This is a genomic window from Pseudomonas putida (assembly GCF_028682455.1).
Classification (GTDB): Bacteria; Pseudomonadota; Gammaproteobacteria; order Pseudomonadales; family Pseudomonadaceae; genus Aquipseudomonas; species Aquipseudomonas putida_AA.
The window spans coordinates 2059674-2076455 of sequence record NZ_JANHLD010000001.1; the positions used below are offsets into that span (position 1 = coordinate 2059674).

Sequence of the window (16782 nt, forward strand, 5' to 3'; positions counted from 1 at the left end):
GGTGAACTTTGGCGCCCACTACGGGCGCCTGTTTTATTTGCGTGCCACCAGCACTGCGCGACGCGGTGCCGGCAGGCCCTCGATGGTACGGCTGTGGTCGGCCGGATCGAGGAAGTCGCTCAACGATTGGTAGCGCATCCATTCGGTGCTGCGCTGTTCTTCGATGCTGGTGACGCTGACATCGACGCAGCGTACATCGTTGAAACCCGCACGACGCAACCAGCGCTCCAGGGCCGGGACCGAGGGCAGGAACCACACGTTGCGCATCTGGGCGTAACGGTCTTCGGGGACCAGCACCTGATGTTCGTCGCCTTCCACCACCAGGGTTTCCAGCACCAGTTCGCCACCCTTGACCAGGCAGTCCTTGAGCGCCAGCAGGTGCTCGATAGGCGAGCGCCGATGGTAGAACACGCCCATGGAGAACACGGTGTCGAAGCCTTCGAGGTTGGCCGGCAGGTCTTCCAGAGCAAAGGGCAGGTGCCAGGCCGGCAGGTCGGGCAAGTAGCGCTGGACCGCCTGGAACTGGCAGAAGAACAGCCAGTTGGGGTCGACGCCGATCACGCTGTCGGCGCCGGCACCGAGCATGCGCCACTGGTAGTAGCCGTTGCCGCAACCGACATCCAGGATGCGCTTGCCCGCCAGGTCCAGGTGCGGGGCAACCCGTGACCACTTCCAGTCCGAACGCCACTCGGTATCGACATGCACGCCGAACAGGTCGAATGGCCCCTTGCGCCAGGGCGACAGGCCCATCAACGCCTGGCGCATGCGTTCGCGGGTGTCGGCGTCGCAGTCGCAATCGAGCGTCAGGCCGTTGGCCAGGTCGACCTGGCTCGGCACCAGTGGCGGCAGGGCGTCCAGCGCGTTCTGCCAGCGTTCCAGGTCGCCGTGACCTTTCTCCATCTTGGCGTCGAGTTGCGCTTGCAGGCCTTGCGACCATTGCGCCAGTGGGGTACCCGCCAGGCGGCGGACCAGGGGAGACAGATCAATCATGGCAGGGCAATCAACGAGGCAAAGTTAAGGCATTGGAACCAGGGCACAACCTTGGAAAAACCCGCTGCAAGCAAGCGCTCGCGGTGTTCTTCGAGGCTGTCGGGCTTCATCACGTTTTCGATGGCGCTGCGCTTCTGGGCAATTTCCAGTTCGCTGTAGCCATTGGCGCGCTTGAAGGCCACATGCAGGTCGGTGAGCAGGGCATGTTCTTCGGTATCGGTGAAGCGCAGTTTTTCCGAGAGGATCAACGCACCGCCCGGCAGCAGCGACTGGCGAATACGCCCGAGCAGGGCCAGGCGCTGCTCGGGGGCGATGAACTGCAGGGTGAAGTTCATGGCCACCACTGACGCGGGCTCAAACGCCAGTGCGAGGATATCGCCCTCGATGACCTCCACCGGCAGCAGCTCCTGGAACATCGAATCCTGGGCGGTGAGGTACTGGCGGCAGCGCTCGACCATGGCGGCGGAGTTGTCCACGGCGATCACCCGGCAACCATCGCTGCGCACATGCCGGCGCAAGGCCTGGGTGACCGCGCCCAGGGAGCTGCCCAGATCGTAGAGCGCCGTGTTCGGCTGGGCGAACTGGGCGGCCAGCACACCGAGGTTCTCGACGATGGTCGGGTAACCGGGCACCGAGCGCTTGATCATGTCCGGGAACACCCGCACCACATCTTCGTTGAAGGCGAAGTCGGGCACCTGGCCAAGCGGCTGGGCGAATAGGCGGTCGGGTTGTTTGCTCACGGGGGTGGTCCAGGCGTTGTGCGGGCCGGCATTTTAGCCAAACTGGCCGACAGTTGCATGGCCTGGCTGACCAGCGCGGCTTACTCCACCGTGATTGCGCAGTCGAAGGTCTTCACCGGGCGAACTTCCGGCGCCCAGGGTTGCTGGTAGACCAGAATCAGATGGCCTTCGCCTGCGGCTTGCGCCTGGTAGCGCCACACCGATTGCCCGGCGCTGCCGACCACGCCGGCATCTTCCGGATGGCTGTACACCTCCGGGCCCAGGCTGCGCAGGATACTGCTGGCCGGGTTCTGCACCAGCCAGCGGTAGCCAGTGCTCGGGTTGCTGGGCAGGGTCAGGGTAAGCAGCTGGCCGGTTTTCAGCGGCAGCGGGCAATCAGCCTGATCGTCCAGCGCGACGCTGTGACGTGGCTGCTGGGCACAGGCGGCAAGCAGGGCAAGGCCCAGGGGAAGGAGAAGTCGGGCGGCAGTCATGGTGGCTCCGGTAGGTCGACGAAGGCGCAGCATAACCGAAGAAAAGGGTTGCCGGCGCGGGACAAGCCCGCGCCGGCAGGTTTTAGAACAATACCTTGGCGACATCGCTGAAGCGCTTGGCGAAATGCACGCTCAGGCCTTCCTTGAGGTAGTCGGGCAGTTCTTCGAAGTCGCCACGGTTGGCTTCCGGCAGGATCAGTTCGAAGATTTTCTGCCGCCGCGCAGCGATCACTTTTTCCCGCACGCCACCAATCGGCAGGACCTGGCCGGTCAGGGTCAGCTCGCCCGTCATGGCCACGCCTTTTTTCGGCGCCTGGTCGCGGGCCAGGGACAGCAGGGCGCTGGCCATGGTCACCCCGGCGCTGGGGCCATCCTTGGGCGTGGCGCCTTCTGGCACGTGCAGGTGAATGAAAGCCTCGTTGAAGAAGCTCGGGTCGCCCCCGAATCGCTTCGAGTTGGCACTGACATAGCTGTAGGCGATCTCGGCCGATTCCTTCATCACATCACCCAGTTTGCCGGTCAGTTTGAAGCCGCGGTTGAGGGTATGGATGCGGGTTGCCTCGATCGGCAAGGTGGCCCCGCCCATGCTGGTCCAGGCAAGCCCGGTGATCACGCCTTTGCCGGCGAGCACCTGCTCGGCGCGGAACACCGGCATGCCCAGGGACGCTTCGAGGTCCTTGGGGGCGATCTTGATTTTTTTCGTCGGGTCTTCCAGTAGTTGCACCACGGCCTTGCGTATCAGCTTGCCCAGTTGCTTTTCCAACTGGCGTACACCGGCTTCACGGGCATAGCCCTCGATGACCAGGCGCAGGGCGCTGTCGGTGATGCTCAGGATGGACTTGGCCACGCCGGCCTTGTGCAACTGCTTGGGCCACAGATGGCGCTTGGCAATCGCCAGTTTTTCTTCGGTGATGTAACCGGACAGGCGAATCACTTCCATGCGGTCGAGCAGTGGGCCCGGGATCGAATCCAGGGTGTTGGCAGTGCACACGAACAGCACTTTGGACAGGTCCAGGCGCAGGTCCAGGTAGTGGTCGAGAAAGTCGACGTTCTGTTCCGGGTCCAGGGTTTCGAGCAGCGCCGAGGCCGGGTCGCCCTGATAGCTCTGGCCCATCTTGTCGATCTCGTCGAGCATGATGACCGGGTTCATCACTTCGACATCCTTGAGGGCCTGCACCAGCTTGCCCGGCTGAGCGCCGATGTAGGTCCGGCGATGGCCCTTGATCTCGGCCTCGTCGCGCATGCCGCCCACGCTGAAGCGGTAGAACGGCCGACCCAGGGACTCGGCGATGGACTTGCCGATGCTGGTCTTGCCCACGCCCGGTGGGCCGACCAGCAACACGATGGAGCCGCTGATCTCGCCCTTCCAGGCACCGACGGCGAGGAATTCGAGGATCCTGTCCTTGATGTCATCGAGCCCTGCATGGTGCTGGTCGAGGACCTTGCGCGCATGCTTCAGATCGAGCTTGTCCTTGCCGTACACACCCCAGGGCAGGGCGGTGGCCCAGTCCAGGTAGTTGCGGGTAACGGCGTATTCGGGCGAGCCGGTTTCGAGGATCGCCAGCTTGCCCATCTCTTCGTCGATGCGCTTTTTGGTGGCCGTCGGCAGGGTCTTGCCTTGCAGGCGCTGTTCGAACTGCTCAAGGTCGGCGCTGCGGTCGTCCTTGGTCAGGCCAAGCTCCTGCTGGATGACCTTGAGTTGCTCCTTGAGGAAGAACTCGCGCTGATGCTCGCCGATCTGGCGGTTCACCTCGGCAGAGATTTCGTTTTGCAGTCGGGCGACCTCGACCTCTTTGCGCAGCATCGGCAGGACTTTTTCCATGCGCTTGAGGATCGGCACACAGTCGAGCACTTCCTGCAGCTGGTTGCCGGTGGCCGAGGTCAGTGCCGCGGCGAAGTCGGTCAGTGGCGACGGATCATTGGGGCTGAAGCGGTTGAGGTAGTTCTTCAGCTCTTCGCTGTACAGCGGGTTGAGCGGCAGCAGCTCCTTGATCGCGTTGATCAGGGCCATGCCGTAGGCCTTGACCTCGTCGGTCGGCTCGCTCGGTTGGTGCGGGTATTCGACTTCGACCAGGTAGGGCGGGCGATGGTGCTTGAGCCAGGTGCGGATACGCACCCGGGTCAGGCCCTGGGCGACGAATTGCAGCTTGCCGTTCTCGCGGCTGGCGTGATGCACCTTGACCAGGGTGCCGTACAGCGGCAGGGCCGAGGTGTCGAAATGACGGTGGTCTTCTGGCGGGGTGTCCATGAAGAACAGGGCCAGGGAGTGGTGAGGGTTCTTGGCAACCAGGTCCAGGGTTTCGGCCCAGGGTTCTTCGTTGACGATCACCGGCAATACTTGCGCGGGGAAGAACGGGCGGTTGTGGATCGGGATGATGTAGACCTTGTCGGGCAACTGCTGGCCGGGCAGGGCCAGGTGCCGACCGGTGTGTTCGGAGGCGTCGAGATGCTCGACTTCGGCATCTTCTGCGGGATGTTCGGGTAGATCCTGCTGATCGCTCATGGGGCACCTGCGTCAATGACTATGGTGCTTAGATGGGGCAGGTCGGGGGAGGTTTCAATGGTACGGGTGATCTTCGCGGGGCAAGCCCGCTCCTGCGGAAGGAGCGGGCGTGCCCGGCGATAAGCGTTACTCGGCCAGCTTATAAGCGATCACATAGTCGCCCATCTTGGTGCCGAGCGAACCATGACCGCCGGCGGTCACCAGGACGTATTGCTTGCCGTCCTTGCCGGTGTAGGTCATCGGAGTTGCCTGGCCACCTGCCGGCAGGCGGGCTTTCCACAGCTCCTTGCCGGTATTGGTGTCGTAGGCGCGCAGGTACTGGTCCAGGGTGCCGCTCAGGAAGCCCAGGCCACCGGCGGTGACGATGGAGCCGCCCATGCTCGGCACGCCGATCGGCAGGCCGATCGGGATGGGCGAGCTGTCACGGCTGGTGCCGTTCTTGTGCTTCCACACCACCTTCTTGGTCAGCAGGTCGATACCGGCCACATAGCCCCAGGCCGGGGCCTGGCACGGTACGCCCAGCGGCGACATGAACGGGTGCATGATCACCGCATACGGGGCGCCGGTGTTGGGCTGCACGCCGCTGGTCTCGCTTTCACGCTTGCTGCCGGCGGCCACTTCGGCACGGGGCACCATTTTCGACACGAAGGCCATGTAGTTGGGGCTGGTGAACATCAGCTGGCGCACCGGGTCGACCGAAACGCTGCCCCAGTTGAACACGCCCACGTTGCCGGGGTAGACCAGGCTGCCCTGGATCGACGGCGGGGTGTACTGGCCTTCGTAGCGCAGCTCGCGGAACTGGATGCGGCAGAGCATCTGGTCGAACGGGCTTGCGCCCCACATGGCTTGTTCGGTCAGGTCCGGGCCAAGCAGATTGAGGTCCGAGCGGGCCTGGGTCGGAGCGGTGTGGTCACCTTCGACAGCACCTTGCGGGGCCGGGATCTCGCGGATCGGCACGATCGGGGTACCGTCGCGACGGTCCAGTACGTACAGGCTGCCCTGCTTGGTCGGGGCGATCAGCGCAGGTTTCACGCCGTCGTCGGACTTGAGGTCGATCAGGGTTGGCTGGCTGCCGACGTCCATGTCCCACAGGTCGTGGTGGGTGAACTGGTAGTTCCAGCGGACTTTGCCGTTGCTCAGGTCCAGCGCGACGATTCCGGCGCTGAACTTCTCGGCACCCGGAGTGCGGTCTGCGCCCCACTGGTCGGGGGTCTGGTTGCCCAGGGGCAGGTACACCATGCCGAGTTTTTCGTCGACACTGGCCAGCGACCACATGTTTGCCGAGTTGCGGCTGTAGGTTTTGCCCGGTGCCAGCGGCGCGGTTTCGTCCGGGTTGTTGCTGTCCCAGTTCCACACCAGGCGGCCATCGTGCACGTCGTAGGCGCGGATCACGCCGGACGGCTCGTTGGTCGACTCGTTATCGGTGACATGGCCGCCGATGATCAACAGTTCCCGGGTGATCGCCGCAGGCGAGGTGGAGTAGTAACCGCCGGCGGTGAACGGGCCGATACCGGTGGTCAGGTCGATCACACCCTGGTTGCCGAAGCCTTCGCACACCTTGCCGGTGTCGGCGTTCAGGGCGATCAGGCGGGCGTCGGCGGTAGGCAGGTAGAGGCGGCGCGGGCAGGCGCGGGCCACGGCCTGGCCGGCATCGCTGATTTTCGGCGCGGGGCTGCCGTCAACGCTGACGTAGTTGTTCTCGTCGTAGTACGACACGCCACGGCAGGTCATGTGGGCGAAGCCCTTGAAGCCCACCGGGCTCTTGATCTGCGGGTCGAAGCGCCAGATTTCGGCACCGGTGTCCGGGTCCAGGGCCAGCACTTTGCTGTGGGCGGTGCAGGCATAGAGCATGCCGTTGACCTTGAGCGGGGTGTTCTGGTTGGTCAGCTCCACCGGGTCGTTGGCGGTAGGCAGGTCGCCGGTACGAATGCGCCAGGCTTCTTCAAGCTTGTGGACGTTGTTCGGGGTGATCTGGCGCAGCGGCGAATAGCGATCGCCATACTCGGTGCGGCCATAGGCCTGCCACTCGCCGTCGGGCATCTGCGGCGCGTTGCTGGCGAACTCGGTGGTGTCGCGGCCCAGCTCGCCCTTGATCTCGCCCGGGTTGGTGAACTGGCTGGCCACGGCGGTGGCGCCAGACAACACGACGGCCAGGCTCAGCAAGCCGGTATTGACCTTCGACGGGCTGCCGGCCAGCGGGCGACGTGCCCATGGCAGCAACAGCACTACGCCCAGGGCGAACCACAGGGCCAGGCGTGGCACCAGTTGCCACCAGTCCAGGCCCACTTCCCAGAGTGCCCACAGGGTGCTGCCCAGCAGCACCAGGCCGTACAGGCCCAGGCCGTTGCGGCGCAAGGTCAGCAGCAGGACGCCGGACAGGGCGAAGCCGATCCCGGCGATCAGGTAATACAGCGAGCCGCCCAGCTGGCTCAGCTTGATACCACCGGCCAGCAGGGCCAGGCCCATCAGCAGCAACAGCACGCCGATCAGGCGCGGCAGCCAGCGGGTTCTACTCAAGGCACCATCAGTGCTCATCGTGTGTTCTCCGTTAGGTCAAAAGGGGTCAGGCCGAAGCCCGGTTCAGTCAGTTATCTGTTCAGAAGCTGCTCTGGATCTTGATCCCGCCGATCAGTGCGTCATCGACCTGGCTCACGCCACCGGGGTGGCGGATGTACTGCAGGTTCGGGCGCACGGTCAGCCAGTCGGCCAGGTGGATGCCGTAGTACAGCTCGGCGCTGTATTCGGTGTCCTGTACCGGGCGGTAGGCGGGATTGTCGAAGTCGGTGATGCCCGAGGCCTCATTGATGGCCCGGGCGTTCTTGCGGTAGGCAGGGTTGACGTGCACGCGGGCGAGGGCGAAGCCGATGTCGTCCTTGGCGCGGGCATCGAAGGGCCCCTTGTACACCACACCTGCCTGAACATAGTTGTCGATGGCATTGGTCTTCTTGTCGTGCAACGTGGCGTTGGCGAACACGCTCAGGCCACGGGAGTGGTCGGACGCTTGCGACGTCACCTGCTGCTGGGCACCGAGCCAGAAACCGTGCTTGCTCGAACTGCTGCGATAAGCCTGGCCGCTCAGTGCTGCCGGTTGGTCGTTGCTGTCCTTGTAGACATCAGTTGCCTTGGCATTACTGTAGTAGTAACCGGCGCGATATTCCCCTTTCAGGCCATTGACCGCGGGGCTCCAGACCAGTTCGACCGGAATCACAGCACCCTGGGTGCCGCTGCCACTGAGCTTGAAGCCGTTGTCACGCTCCAGGTTGGAAGGGTTCTGTTCGTAGGCGCCGATCTGCGCGTACAGCTCTGGGGTGAGGTTGTACTTGACCCGCAGGGCCCACTGGCTGACCGGCCAGTTGTACCAGATGTCACCTGCCCAGTTGCCGACCTGGGAGCCGCAGAACGCCAGGTTCTGGAAGTCGCAGGGAAAGCTGTTGAAATCCTCGCCCTGGCCGAAGCGACCGAATTTCACATCCAGGGCGCCATCGAAGTATTTCTGCTTGATCCACATTTGCGTCAGCCGCCAGGTCTGGCCGCGGCCCCAGACTTCCTGGGCCGACGTGAAACCACCGACCCGTGGGTCGTTGATGCGGTCGTTGCTGATGTTGTTGCCGTGGCGCTCGGTCACGGTCAGCTGGAACTCGGTGTCGTGCCAGCCGAGGATCTTCTGCAGGTCCAGGTGAGTGCCCAGGGCGAACTGGCCGCTGTAGCGTGCGGTCTGGTCGTCGTCATAGCCACCGTTCAGGTTCGCGCCCATCTCGCCGGTGTAGCCGAGGGTGAAGTCGTAGCCGAGTTCAGCCAGCTCCGTGCGGGTGCCGCCCCAATCGCCAAGCATCCAGGGCGAGTCGCTGGCGAACATCGCCGCGGCCTGGGCGCAAGGGGCCAGGCTGGCAATGGCCAGACCAGAGAGCAGTGTCCGGGTAGCGGGGGAAAAGCGGAAACGATGAATCTGAGGCATGAGATAGCGCTATCTTTTGATTATGGAAAAAACGGCAAGTCGGCCGCGTCCCGGGGATCGTCGGCGATAAGGCTGCAGGGGAATTGACTGAAGCGGTTCAGCTTGCGGCGGGGAGGATATAGCTGAAGTTGTAAGAAAAAAAGTCATATCGGCAAAAGGCACCGTTGCCAGAACGGTAACAGTACGAGGAGCGGGCTTGCCCGCGAGGCGATGTGAAGGACAGATCGCAATCGCGGAGCAGGCTGGTTCCAACGGGTCAGAAGGTGGTACGCAGTCCTACTTCGACGCTGCGTCCCGGCGCCGGGGCGATGTCACGCAGGATGGAACTGGCATAGCGAACGGTCTGGTCGGTAAGGTTTTCACCGCGCACAAAGGCCAGCCACTGGCTCTGGCCGACCTCGAAGCGATAGCCCACGCTGGCGCCCAGGGTGGTGTAGCCATCGGTGCTGGTCTCGTTGGCAGGTTTTTTGTGCTGGGCGCTGGCGTGTTGCACATCGACCCGCGCTTGCCAGCGCTCCCGTTCCCACAGCAAGCCGCTGTTCAAGCGCAGCGGGGCGATACGCGGCAGGTCTTCGCCGTTGTCGAGGTTCTTGGCCCGGGTGTAGTCGCCCGACAATTCAAGGGCGAAACTGCCGTAGCGGTTCTCCACCAGTTGCCAACGGTCCTGGGCCTCTAGACCGTAGAAGCGCGCACGGACACCACGGTACAGGTACTCGGGCACGTCACCGGCGTGATCGTGATCGTGGTCATGGTCGTGGTCTTCATCGCCGTGGTCATGGTCATGTCCTTCGCGCAGGTTGCCGCTGGCCAGCAGGCCGATGTAATTGCGAAAGTGACTGTAGAACACCCCGACGCTGCCTTTGTGCACGCCGTTGTCAAAACGCAGGGCCAGGTCGCTGGAAATCGCTTTTTCCTTGCTCAGGTTCGGGTCACCCACTTCATAGGTGCCGGTAGCGACGTGGGCACCGTTGGCGTACAGCTCATAGAAGGTCGGGGCGCGTTCGGTGTAACCCAGGGTGGCAGCCAGCGACCAGATCGGTGTCAGCTCATACACGGCCCCGGACGACAGGCTGGCGGCGGTGAAGCTGCTGGCGCTGTCGGCATGGGCAAAGCGCTCGCTGCCCTGGCTGTCGGGGTCGACTCGTGTGTGTTCCAGCCGTCCACCCAGGCTCAGGTTCAGGCGTTCGCTGGCTTGCCACTGCTCAAGCATGAACAGCGCCAGGGTGTCGGTATCGGTCTGCGGCACGAAGGCTTCTTCGCCCAGGGCAGAGAACTCGTTGCGGCTGACCTGCGCGCCGATCACCCCCTCTACCGGCCCGAGCGGCTGATGCTGGGCTTGGACCCGTGCTTCGTAGCCTTTGTTCTTGAACGTGGTGTGTACCTCGCCGCCCTCCAGTTCGCGGTGCTGGTAGTCGGTGTAACCGAGATCGAATTTCAATGAACTGAAAGGGCCCTCCAGATCGCGCAGTTCAGAGGCAAAGCCGTAGTGATCCTGCTGCATGTCCAGGCGCACGCCGGGTTCGGCCACCGAGCCGTAGTTGGAGTCGAAGCGGCTGAACGAAAGGCCGGTGTAACCATGATCCCAGTGGTAGGCACCGCCGACGGCACCTCCGTCCTGGCGGCCGTCGCTGTTTTCCAGCTTGTTGCGGCTGCCCGGGTGGTCTGCATCGCGCACGTTGGAACTGCTCGCATAGCCGGGAATGCGCAGATCGTTGAACTGCCGGCTGTTGGCGTCCAGGTGCAGGGCGAAGCGGCCGTCGCCGGCTTCGAGCTTGCCGGCGCTGCTGCGGGTGGTGTCGGCGCCGCCGTAGCGCAGTTCGCCCGCACCTTGAATGCCGTCGACAGGGGAGGTGGGAATGCGGTTGTCGAAGCTGTTGACCACCCCACCAATGGCGTTGCCGCCATAGAGCAGGGCGGCCGGGCCGCGAACAATTTCGATGCGATCCACGGTGGCCGGGTCAAGCGGCACCGCGTGGTCATAGGAGAGGGATGAAGCATCCAGAGCACCGACCCCGTTGCGCAAGATGCGGATCCGGTCGCCGTCCAGGCCACGGATGATCGGACGGCTTGCGCCTGGGCCGAACCAGGTGGAGGAAACGCCCGGCTGGTTGCTCAGGGTCTGGCCGAGGCTGCCTTTTTGCTGCAGGGCCAGGTCGTCACCTTCAAGTACGGTGGTGGGGGCCGCCAGTTCGCCGTTGCCCAGCGGGTTGGCGGTAATGACCTGGGTTTGAAGCTCCACCGCCAGGCTCAAGGGGGAGGCGAGCCAGAGGGCGGCGGCAAGTGGGGAGAGGCGCATGAGGGGAAGGGGTCCTTGGCAGTTTCATGGTGTTGTTACAATATAACATTGCTTTCGCGGCGATTGGAAACCGCGCCGCAGTCGCCAGGCAGGGGCGGGCTTGCCCCGCGATCAGCCATACTCCTTGCATCAGCCGCACGGCCCTATCGCGGGGCAAGCCCGCTCCTGCGTGTAAACGTCTGAAGACTGGGCTAAGGTGCGCACCTTTGATTTACTGGAGCACAGCAATGACCCCTGCCAACCCCAATCCGCTGCATGGCGTGACCCTGGAGCAGATCCTCACCTCGCTGGTCGAGCACTACCAATGGGAGGGGCTGGCCCAGCGAATCGATATCCGCTGCTTCAAGAGCGACCCAAGCATCAAGTCGAGCCTGACGTTCCTGCGCAAAACGCCTTGGGCCAGGGAGAAGGTCGAGCGTTTGTACCTGAAGCTGCAGCGCGGCCGATAACCCCATGAGCGGGCGCAACGTCGCGGTTGGTCTCGCTGCTTGCCTGGGCTGGAGTGCGCTGGCCATCCAGATGTACCTGGTGTTGCTGGTGCGTTGGCAGGAGCAGGCCAGCCTGGTCGGCGGCCTGGTGAACTTCTTCAGTTACTTCACCGTGCTGAGCAACACCCTGGTTGCGGTTGTGCTCACCCAGGCGGCCTTCGGCAGGGCCTCTGCCTCCCGGGATTTTTTCCTCGCACCCAGGGTCAGTGCCGGCATCGCCACCAGCATCGTTCTGGTGGGGCTGGCCTACAGCCTGCTGTTGCGCCACTTGTGGCATCCGCAAGGCTGGCAATGGGTGGCCGATGAACTGCTGCACGACATCATGCCGTTGCTGTTCGTCGTCTATTGGTGGTGCTGTGTCGAGAAGGGCAGCTTGCGCTTCAGGCACGTGCTGGCCTGGTTGGTGTATCCGGTGGGGTATTTTGCCTATGCGTTGCTGCGCGGGCATTCGATAGGTGTCTATCCCTATCCCTTTATCGATGTGGCGACCCTTGGCTATGGGCAGGTGCTGATCAACGCCCTGGCGATACTGCTGGGCTTCATCGCCATCGGCCTGCTGATCCTGGGCCTGGATCATTGGCAGGGCGGGCGCCTGGCCAAGGCCAGGACGCAACCCTGATGGTGCCGAGTCAGGCGTCGTCGTTCGGATCGAGGCGCCAGTAGGCAGCGGCCTTGATCAGGTCTTCCTTCACACCCTTTTCATCGATCAACAGACGCTTGGCCTGGCGGGTCAGGCTCTTTTCCAATGCGACCCAGGTGTACAACTGGCCTTCAGGCAGTGTCAGCCCTTTCACCACCTGGAGCAGATCCTCTCGATGGCGCTGCACCCAGATCACTTCCACCTGGGCCTTGCTGGTGAGGGGCTGTTGCTCTTGCGCATCCTCGATCTCGATGACCGCCAGGACCTTGCGGGTAGCCGGCAGCTCATCCAGACGCCGGGCAATGGCGGGAATCGCCGTTTCGTCACCGATCAGCAGGTAGCTGTCGAAGATGTCCGGCACCACCATCGAGGCGCGCGGGCCGGCAATGTTGAGCACCTGGCCGACCGTTGCCTGGGCAGCCCAGGTCGAGGCAGGGCCGTCGCCGTGCAAGACGAAGTCGATGTCCAGTTCCCCGGCCACCAGGTCGATACGCCGTGGCGTGTATTCGCGCATCGTGGGGCGCCAGCTGTCGCGGCCAAAGTCGAGGTTGTCCAGCGCCACTTGCTCTTCGGGCGAGGTGGCGAACAGCAGTTTCACATGGTCGTCGCTGCCGACACTGGTAAAGCCTTGCAATTGCGGCCCACCGACGGTGATGCGGCGCATGCGCGGGGTGAGCTCCGTGACCTTCAGCACCTCCAGGCGGCGGTGTTTGATTTCATGGTTCACGCGATGGATCGCAGTGTTTTCGCTGACACTCATTGGGGGATCTCCGTAGGGGCCGTGGCCGGTCCTTCGACGATGGCCTTGGCAGTGTTGTTGAGCAGGGTTCGTACCCGCTCGATTTCTTCCGGGGTCCAGCGGCCACTGTGCATCTGCAGGGCGTGGCGCAGGTTGTGGACCGCTTCGTGGATTTGCGCAGGGCGATCGTGGCCGAACAGCGAGCGCTTGCTGACCTCGATGCGCATGCGCACGCCATCCAGGGCGACAGCCTGCTCGGCCAGGGCCGTGACACCGGCAGGCGTGACGCTGTAGAGCTTCTTGCTGCCATGGACCTGGCCGACGATCAGCTCGCTTTCTTCAAGAAAGGTCAGGGTGGGGTAGATCACACCGGGGCTTGGGCTGTAGTTGCCGCCAAACAGGCTTTCGATCTGGCGGATCAGGTCGTAGCCGTGGCAGGGCTGCTCGGCCAGCATCGATAACAGCAACAGCTTCAGGTCGCCGGGGGCGAATACGCGTGGGCCGCGGTCACCGCGGCCATGGCGGCGTTCGAATCCGTCATGGCGTTCGCCATGGTCACGGTGGGGGTGATGTTCACGCATGGGAATCTCCGATTGCGTTAGATGTATCTTCAGATATTACTCAAGATATATCTTTGCGCAAGCGTTGAGATTGAGAATATTTCTCATGATGTGCGGCGGGGAAGTGAAACCCGGACCCGATCGGGGCGTCCGGGGGGCGGTGGCAATGGCTTATTTCTGAGCCACTTGTGGTGCCTTGCACAGGGTGTGGCTACCCGGTTGCAGGTAAGGTGTGAGGATCGGCGCCATGCCCTTGAGCACCTGCACCGGCAAGGCCGAGGTGAACTTGAAGGACTCCGCGGCCCGGCCCGGCACAAAGGCGGTGAGGGTGCCGAAGTGGTTATCGCCCAGGAAGAACACGAAGGTGGCCGTACGGTTGATCGCCTTGGAGCCGAGCAGCCGGCCACCCGCGCCCCAGCTTTCGATACGGTTGTCGCCGGTGCCGGTCTTGCCACCCATGACCATCGGCGTGCCATCGTTGAGCTTGAAGCTGCCGGACACCCGGCGCGCGGTGCCGGCATCGACCACTTGCGACAGGGCTCCGCGCAGGGCCTGGGCAACTTCCACCGACAGTACCCGCTGGCCCAGGTCAGGGTCACCGGCAAGGCGAGTTTCGTAAGGCGTGTCGGCTGCAAAGTGGAGCGTGTCGATCCGCAGGACCGGCAGGCGAATACCGTCGTTCTGGATGATCCCGATCAACTCGGCCAAGGCAGCCGGACGGTCGCCGGAACTACCGATGGCGGTGGCCAGCGACGGTACCAGGTGATCGAACGGATAACCGACGCGCTTCCAGCGCCGATGGATATCGAGGAAGGCTTCGATTTCCACCAGGGTGCGGATACGGCTGTCGCGGGCGCCCTTGTGCCGGCTCTTGAACAGCCAGCTGTACACCTCCTGGCGTTCGAACTGGCTGGCCTGGACCGCGTCCTGGAAGCTGGCGCTGGGGTTCTTCAGCAGGTAGCCCAGCAGCCACAGGTCCAGCGGGTGGACCTTGGCGACGAAGCCCTGGTCGGGCAGGTCGAACTTGCCGGGACCGTAGGCGTAGTACATGTCATCCAGGCGCTTCTCGGTCACCGTGTCTTGCTTGCTGGGTGCACGCTTGTTGTCCAGCCGGTCCTTTTTCAGGTGCGCCTGGACGAAGGCGTTGAAGGTGGCCTGGTCGGCTTCGGGGAACAGGTAGCGGTGCACGGCGGCCAGGCGGATCGGGGTGATCCGCAGGCTGTCGAGGAAGGTGTCCAGGCGCTGCTGCGAGGTCTTGCGCTGGTACTTTTTCCAGAATCTGCGCAGGTAGTCGGTGCCTTCCTTGTCGGCGAAGCGCGCCAGGTACTCCTGGCGCCGTGGTTCGGCATCGTCCTTGAGCAGCGCGACACTGTTGCCCGGAGTCTGGTAGGTGCTGTAGCGAACCAGGTCGCGCATCAGGCGAATGAACGGCAGGTTGATCGACTCGCGCAGGGCATCCTTGAGCGTCGGGATGCGGCCGTTGTCTTCCTTGCGGAAGTTGTTGAACACATGCATGCCGCCACCGGTGAAGAACGCTTCGCCAGGGCTTGCCGAGTACTTGCGATTGAGCGCGGCATCGAGCATCGCGACGATGTTGCGATCCTTGTTCTGGATCAGGTAGTCGATGGCCCAGCGGGTGATGAAGTCCAGTTCTGCGACCTCGACCTTCTTCAGGTCGGTCGCGGGGGTATCGGCATACTTGTCGTGCAGTTCGGCGATGATTTCCAGGTAGCTGGTCAGCACCCGCAGCTTGGCGGTAGAGCCGAGCTCCAGCTTGCTGCCTTCGTTGATGTCGAAGGGCTGGTCGGTGCTGTCGGTCTGCACCCGCACCCGCGAGCCATTGGCGGTGCGTTCGAGCAGGGTGAAGCTGTAGCGCACCTGGGTGGTGCTGGTCGGGGTCAGCAGGCGTTCACCGTACAACCCGACCTTTTCGGCGAAGGCCGGGTCGGCGAGGTCCTTGAGGTACTGGCTGACTTGTCCCTGCAGGTCCGATTGCAAGGTGCTGGTGGCCGACAGGTCTAGACGGTCGAGGTCGTAGAGTGGCCGGGCCAGGGCCAGGGACAAGCGGCTGCGGGCCACGCTGATGCCCTTGTTGGTGACGATCGGCACAATGGTGGGTTGGGCCACCCAGTCACGGAAGGTGGCCTTGCTTGCCAGCGCAGCATCGGCCAGCGGACGGTCGACGATGTTGCTGGCCGCCAGCACGCGAATGTGACTGTCGGTCAGCTCCGCCAGTTCGTTACGGCCTTTGGACAAAAAGTGCGAGGGCCGGCGCTGGGCGATCATCAGCGACAGCACCTGGCGCAGTGCCAGCCCCCGCGCTGCCATGCTTTGCGGGTCGGTAGCGGTCGAGGCGAGGATCTCGTTGACCTGGGCAAAGTCGGCGCCGTACCAGACCCGCAGGCCTTCCGCCATGCCATGCACTTCACCGTGGCCGGGCACCGCCGAGAGCGGCACGCTGTTGAGGTAGTCACGCACGATGCGCTGGCGCGCTTCGAGGGTCTCGGGCCCACCCTGGTAGGCGCGCACGCTGGCAGAAATCATCTGGCGAATCTTCTCGCCGCCCGACACCGTCAGGCCGTCAGGCGAGTGACGGTACTTTTCCAACTGGGTCGCCAGGGTGCTGCCGCCGGCGGATTGACCGGGCAGGGCCAGATACTTGGCCACCTGGCTGTAGGCGGCCTTGGCAAAACGTGGCCAGTCCACCGCCGGGTTGGCATAGGGATCGTTGGGATCGAGCAGGTCGCGGTTCTCGATGAACAGCAGGCTGTTGACGATCACCGGCGGTATGGAGGCGAAGTCCGGGTACAGGTACTGCGGGTAATGGTACTGGTAGAGCACGTCACCCTTGCAGTCGGTGATCGACAGGCCGGTCTGGATCTTCTCTTTATAGGGCACGAAGAAGCCGTGCTCGGTGTAGTTCATCAGCGCCGGCGAAAAATGCACCTGCTCGCTGATCACATAGTCGCGCTTGAGCAGGCGCGGCAGGAAATCGCCCAGGGCGCTGTAGCCCAGGCGCTGGTCGAAGGGGCCGTCACCGGGGTAGATGATTGCATCGCTGGGCCCGGGTTGCAGGGAGTAGGTCAGGGTCGAGGCGAATTGGCTCAGTTCGCGCGACTGCATCCGCGAGGTGTGCATTTCATTGGCGATGGCCAGTCCAAGGGCGATCAGGCTGAGGAGCAGCACCAGCCAGACCAGCCTCCACCACAGATGACGCTGGCGAGGGCTTTTCGGCAATGGTGATTCTTCTAGGGATTCAGGGGGAGCTTCCTTGCTGGTTGGTTCCGATTGCCACAATGCGCCCATAGTTTTCAGCCCGGCTACTTATTTTCGTCTTGCTTGCCTGAAGCTTAGACGGTGAGCGAGTTCGGTGAAAAATTTGTAGAGCCTGCAAGGCA

At 63.5% G+C, this 16782-nt stretch carries 12 protein-coding genes; 2 read left to right on the forward strand and 10 right to left on the reverse strand.

Annotation, left to right across the window (positions count from 1 at the left end; translation table 11 throughout):
* Nucleotides 1-33: 33 nt before the first annotated feature.
* From cmoB to NPS58_RS09980, 7 genes are all read right to left on the reverse strand, one after another.
* Nucleotides 34-990 (reverse strand): tRNA 5-methoxyuridine(34)/uridine 5-oxyacetic acid(34) synthase CmoB, encoded by a 957-nt coding sequence (gene cmoB, locus NPS58_RS09950; protein ID WP_274115191.1) that lies wholly within the window; start codon nt 988-990, stop codon nt 34-36.
* Entirely contained in the window at nt 987-1730 is a 744-nt protein-coding gene (gene cmoA / locus NPS58_RS09955) for a carboxy-S-adenosyl-L-methionine synthase CmoA (RefSeq protein WP_274115192.1), read from the reverse strand. Before cmoA ends, cmoB begins: the two co-directional genes overlap by 4 nt.
* A gap of 80 nt (nt 1731-1810) precedes the next feature.
* Nucleotides 1811-2203 (reverse strand): protease inhibitor I42 family protein, encoded by a 393-nt coding sequence (locus tag NPS58_RS09960; protein WP_274115193.1) that lies wholly within the window; start codon nt 2201-2203, stop codon nt 1811-1813.
* 82 nt (nt 2204-2285) lie between these two features.
* Nucleotides 2286-4706, reverse strand: coding sequence for an endopeptidase La (gene lon / locus NPS58_RS09965; protein ID WP_274115194.1), 2421 nt, complete (start codon nt 4704-4706; stop codon nt 2286-2288).
* 126 nt (nt 4707-4832) lie between these two features.
* On the reverse strand, nt 4833-7241 hold the full coding sequence (locus tag NPS58_RS09970; RefSeq protein ID WP_274115195.1) for a glucose/quinate/shikimate family membrane-bound PQQ-dependent dehydrogenase: 2409 nt from the start codon (nt 7239-7241) through the stop codon (nt 4833-4835).
* A 61-nt stretch (nt 7242-7302) separates the two neighbouring features.
* Nucleotides 7303-8661: a carbohydrate porin gene (locus NPS58_RS09975; RefSeq protein WP_274115196.1), complete on the reverse strand. Its 1359-nt coding sequence runs from the start codon at nt 8659-8661 to the stop codon at nt 7303-7305.
* Nucleotides 8662-8917: 256 nt separating this feature from the next.
* Nucleotides 8918-10957, reverse strand: a complete 2040-nt coding sequence (locus NPS58_RS09980; protein ID WP_274115197.1) for a TonB-dependent receptor — start codon at nt 10955-10957, stop codon at nt 8918-8920.
* A 227-nt stretch (nt 10958-11184) separates the two neighbouring features.
* Here NPS58_RS09980 and NPS58_RS09985 point away from each other — a divergent pair, with 227 nt between their 5' ends.
* Nucleotides 11185-11406, forward strand: a complete 222-nt coding sequence (locus NPS58_RS09985) for a VF530 family protein (RefSeq protein WP_274115198.1) — start codon at nt 11185-11187, stop codon at nt 11404-11406.
* A 4-nt stretch (nt 11407-11410) separates the two neighbouring features.
* Nucleotides 11411-12064 carry a Pr6Pr family membrane protein gene (locus NPS58_RS09990; RefSeq protein WP_274115199.1) on the forward strand — a complete coding sequence of 218 codons (654 nt, stop codon included), beginning with the start codon at nt 11411-11413 and terminating at the stop codon, nt 12062-12064.
* A gap of 10 nt (nt 12065-12074) precedes the next feature.
* Here NPS58_RS09990 and NPS58_RS09995 read toward each other — a convergent pair whose 3' ends face one another.
* The 3 genes from NPS58_RS09995 to NPS58_RS10005 all read right to left on the reverse strand — a co-directional run bounded on the left by NPS58_RS09995 (nt 12075) and on the right by NPS58_RS10005 (nt 16690).
* Nucleotides 12075-12845 carry a siderophore-interacting protein gene (locus tag NPS58_RS09995; RefSeq protein ID WP_274115200.1) on the reverse strand — a complete coding sequence of 257 codons (771 nt, stop codon included), beginning with the start codon at nt 12843-12845 and terminating at the stop codon, nt 12075-12077.
* A complete protein-coding gene (locus tag NPS58_RS10000; protein WP_274115201.1) occupies nt 12842-13405 on the reverse strand; it encodes a PadR family transcriptional regulator in 564 nt (187 codons plus the stop codon). The genes NPS58_RS09995 and NPS58_RS10000 overlap by 4 nt, the downstream gene beginning before the upstream one ends.
* Nucleotides 13406-13555: 150 nt before the next feature.
* Nucleotides 13556-16690 carry a transglycosylase domain-containing protein gene (locus NPS58_RS10005; RefSeq protein ID WP_274115202.1) on the reverse strand — a complete coding sequence of 1045 codons (3135 nt, stop codon included), beginning with the start codon at nt 16688-16690 and terminating at the stop codon, nt 13556-13558.
* Between the last annotated feature and the right edge of the window lie 92 nt (nt 16691-16782).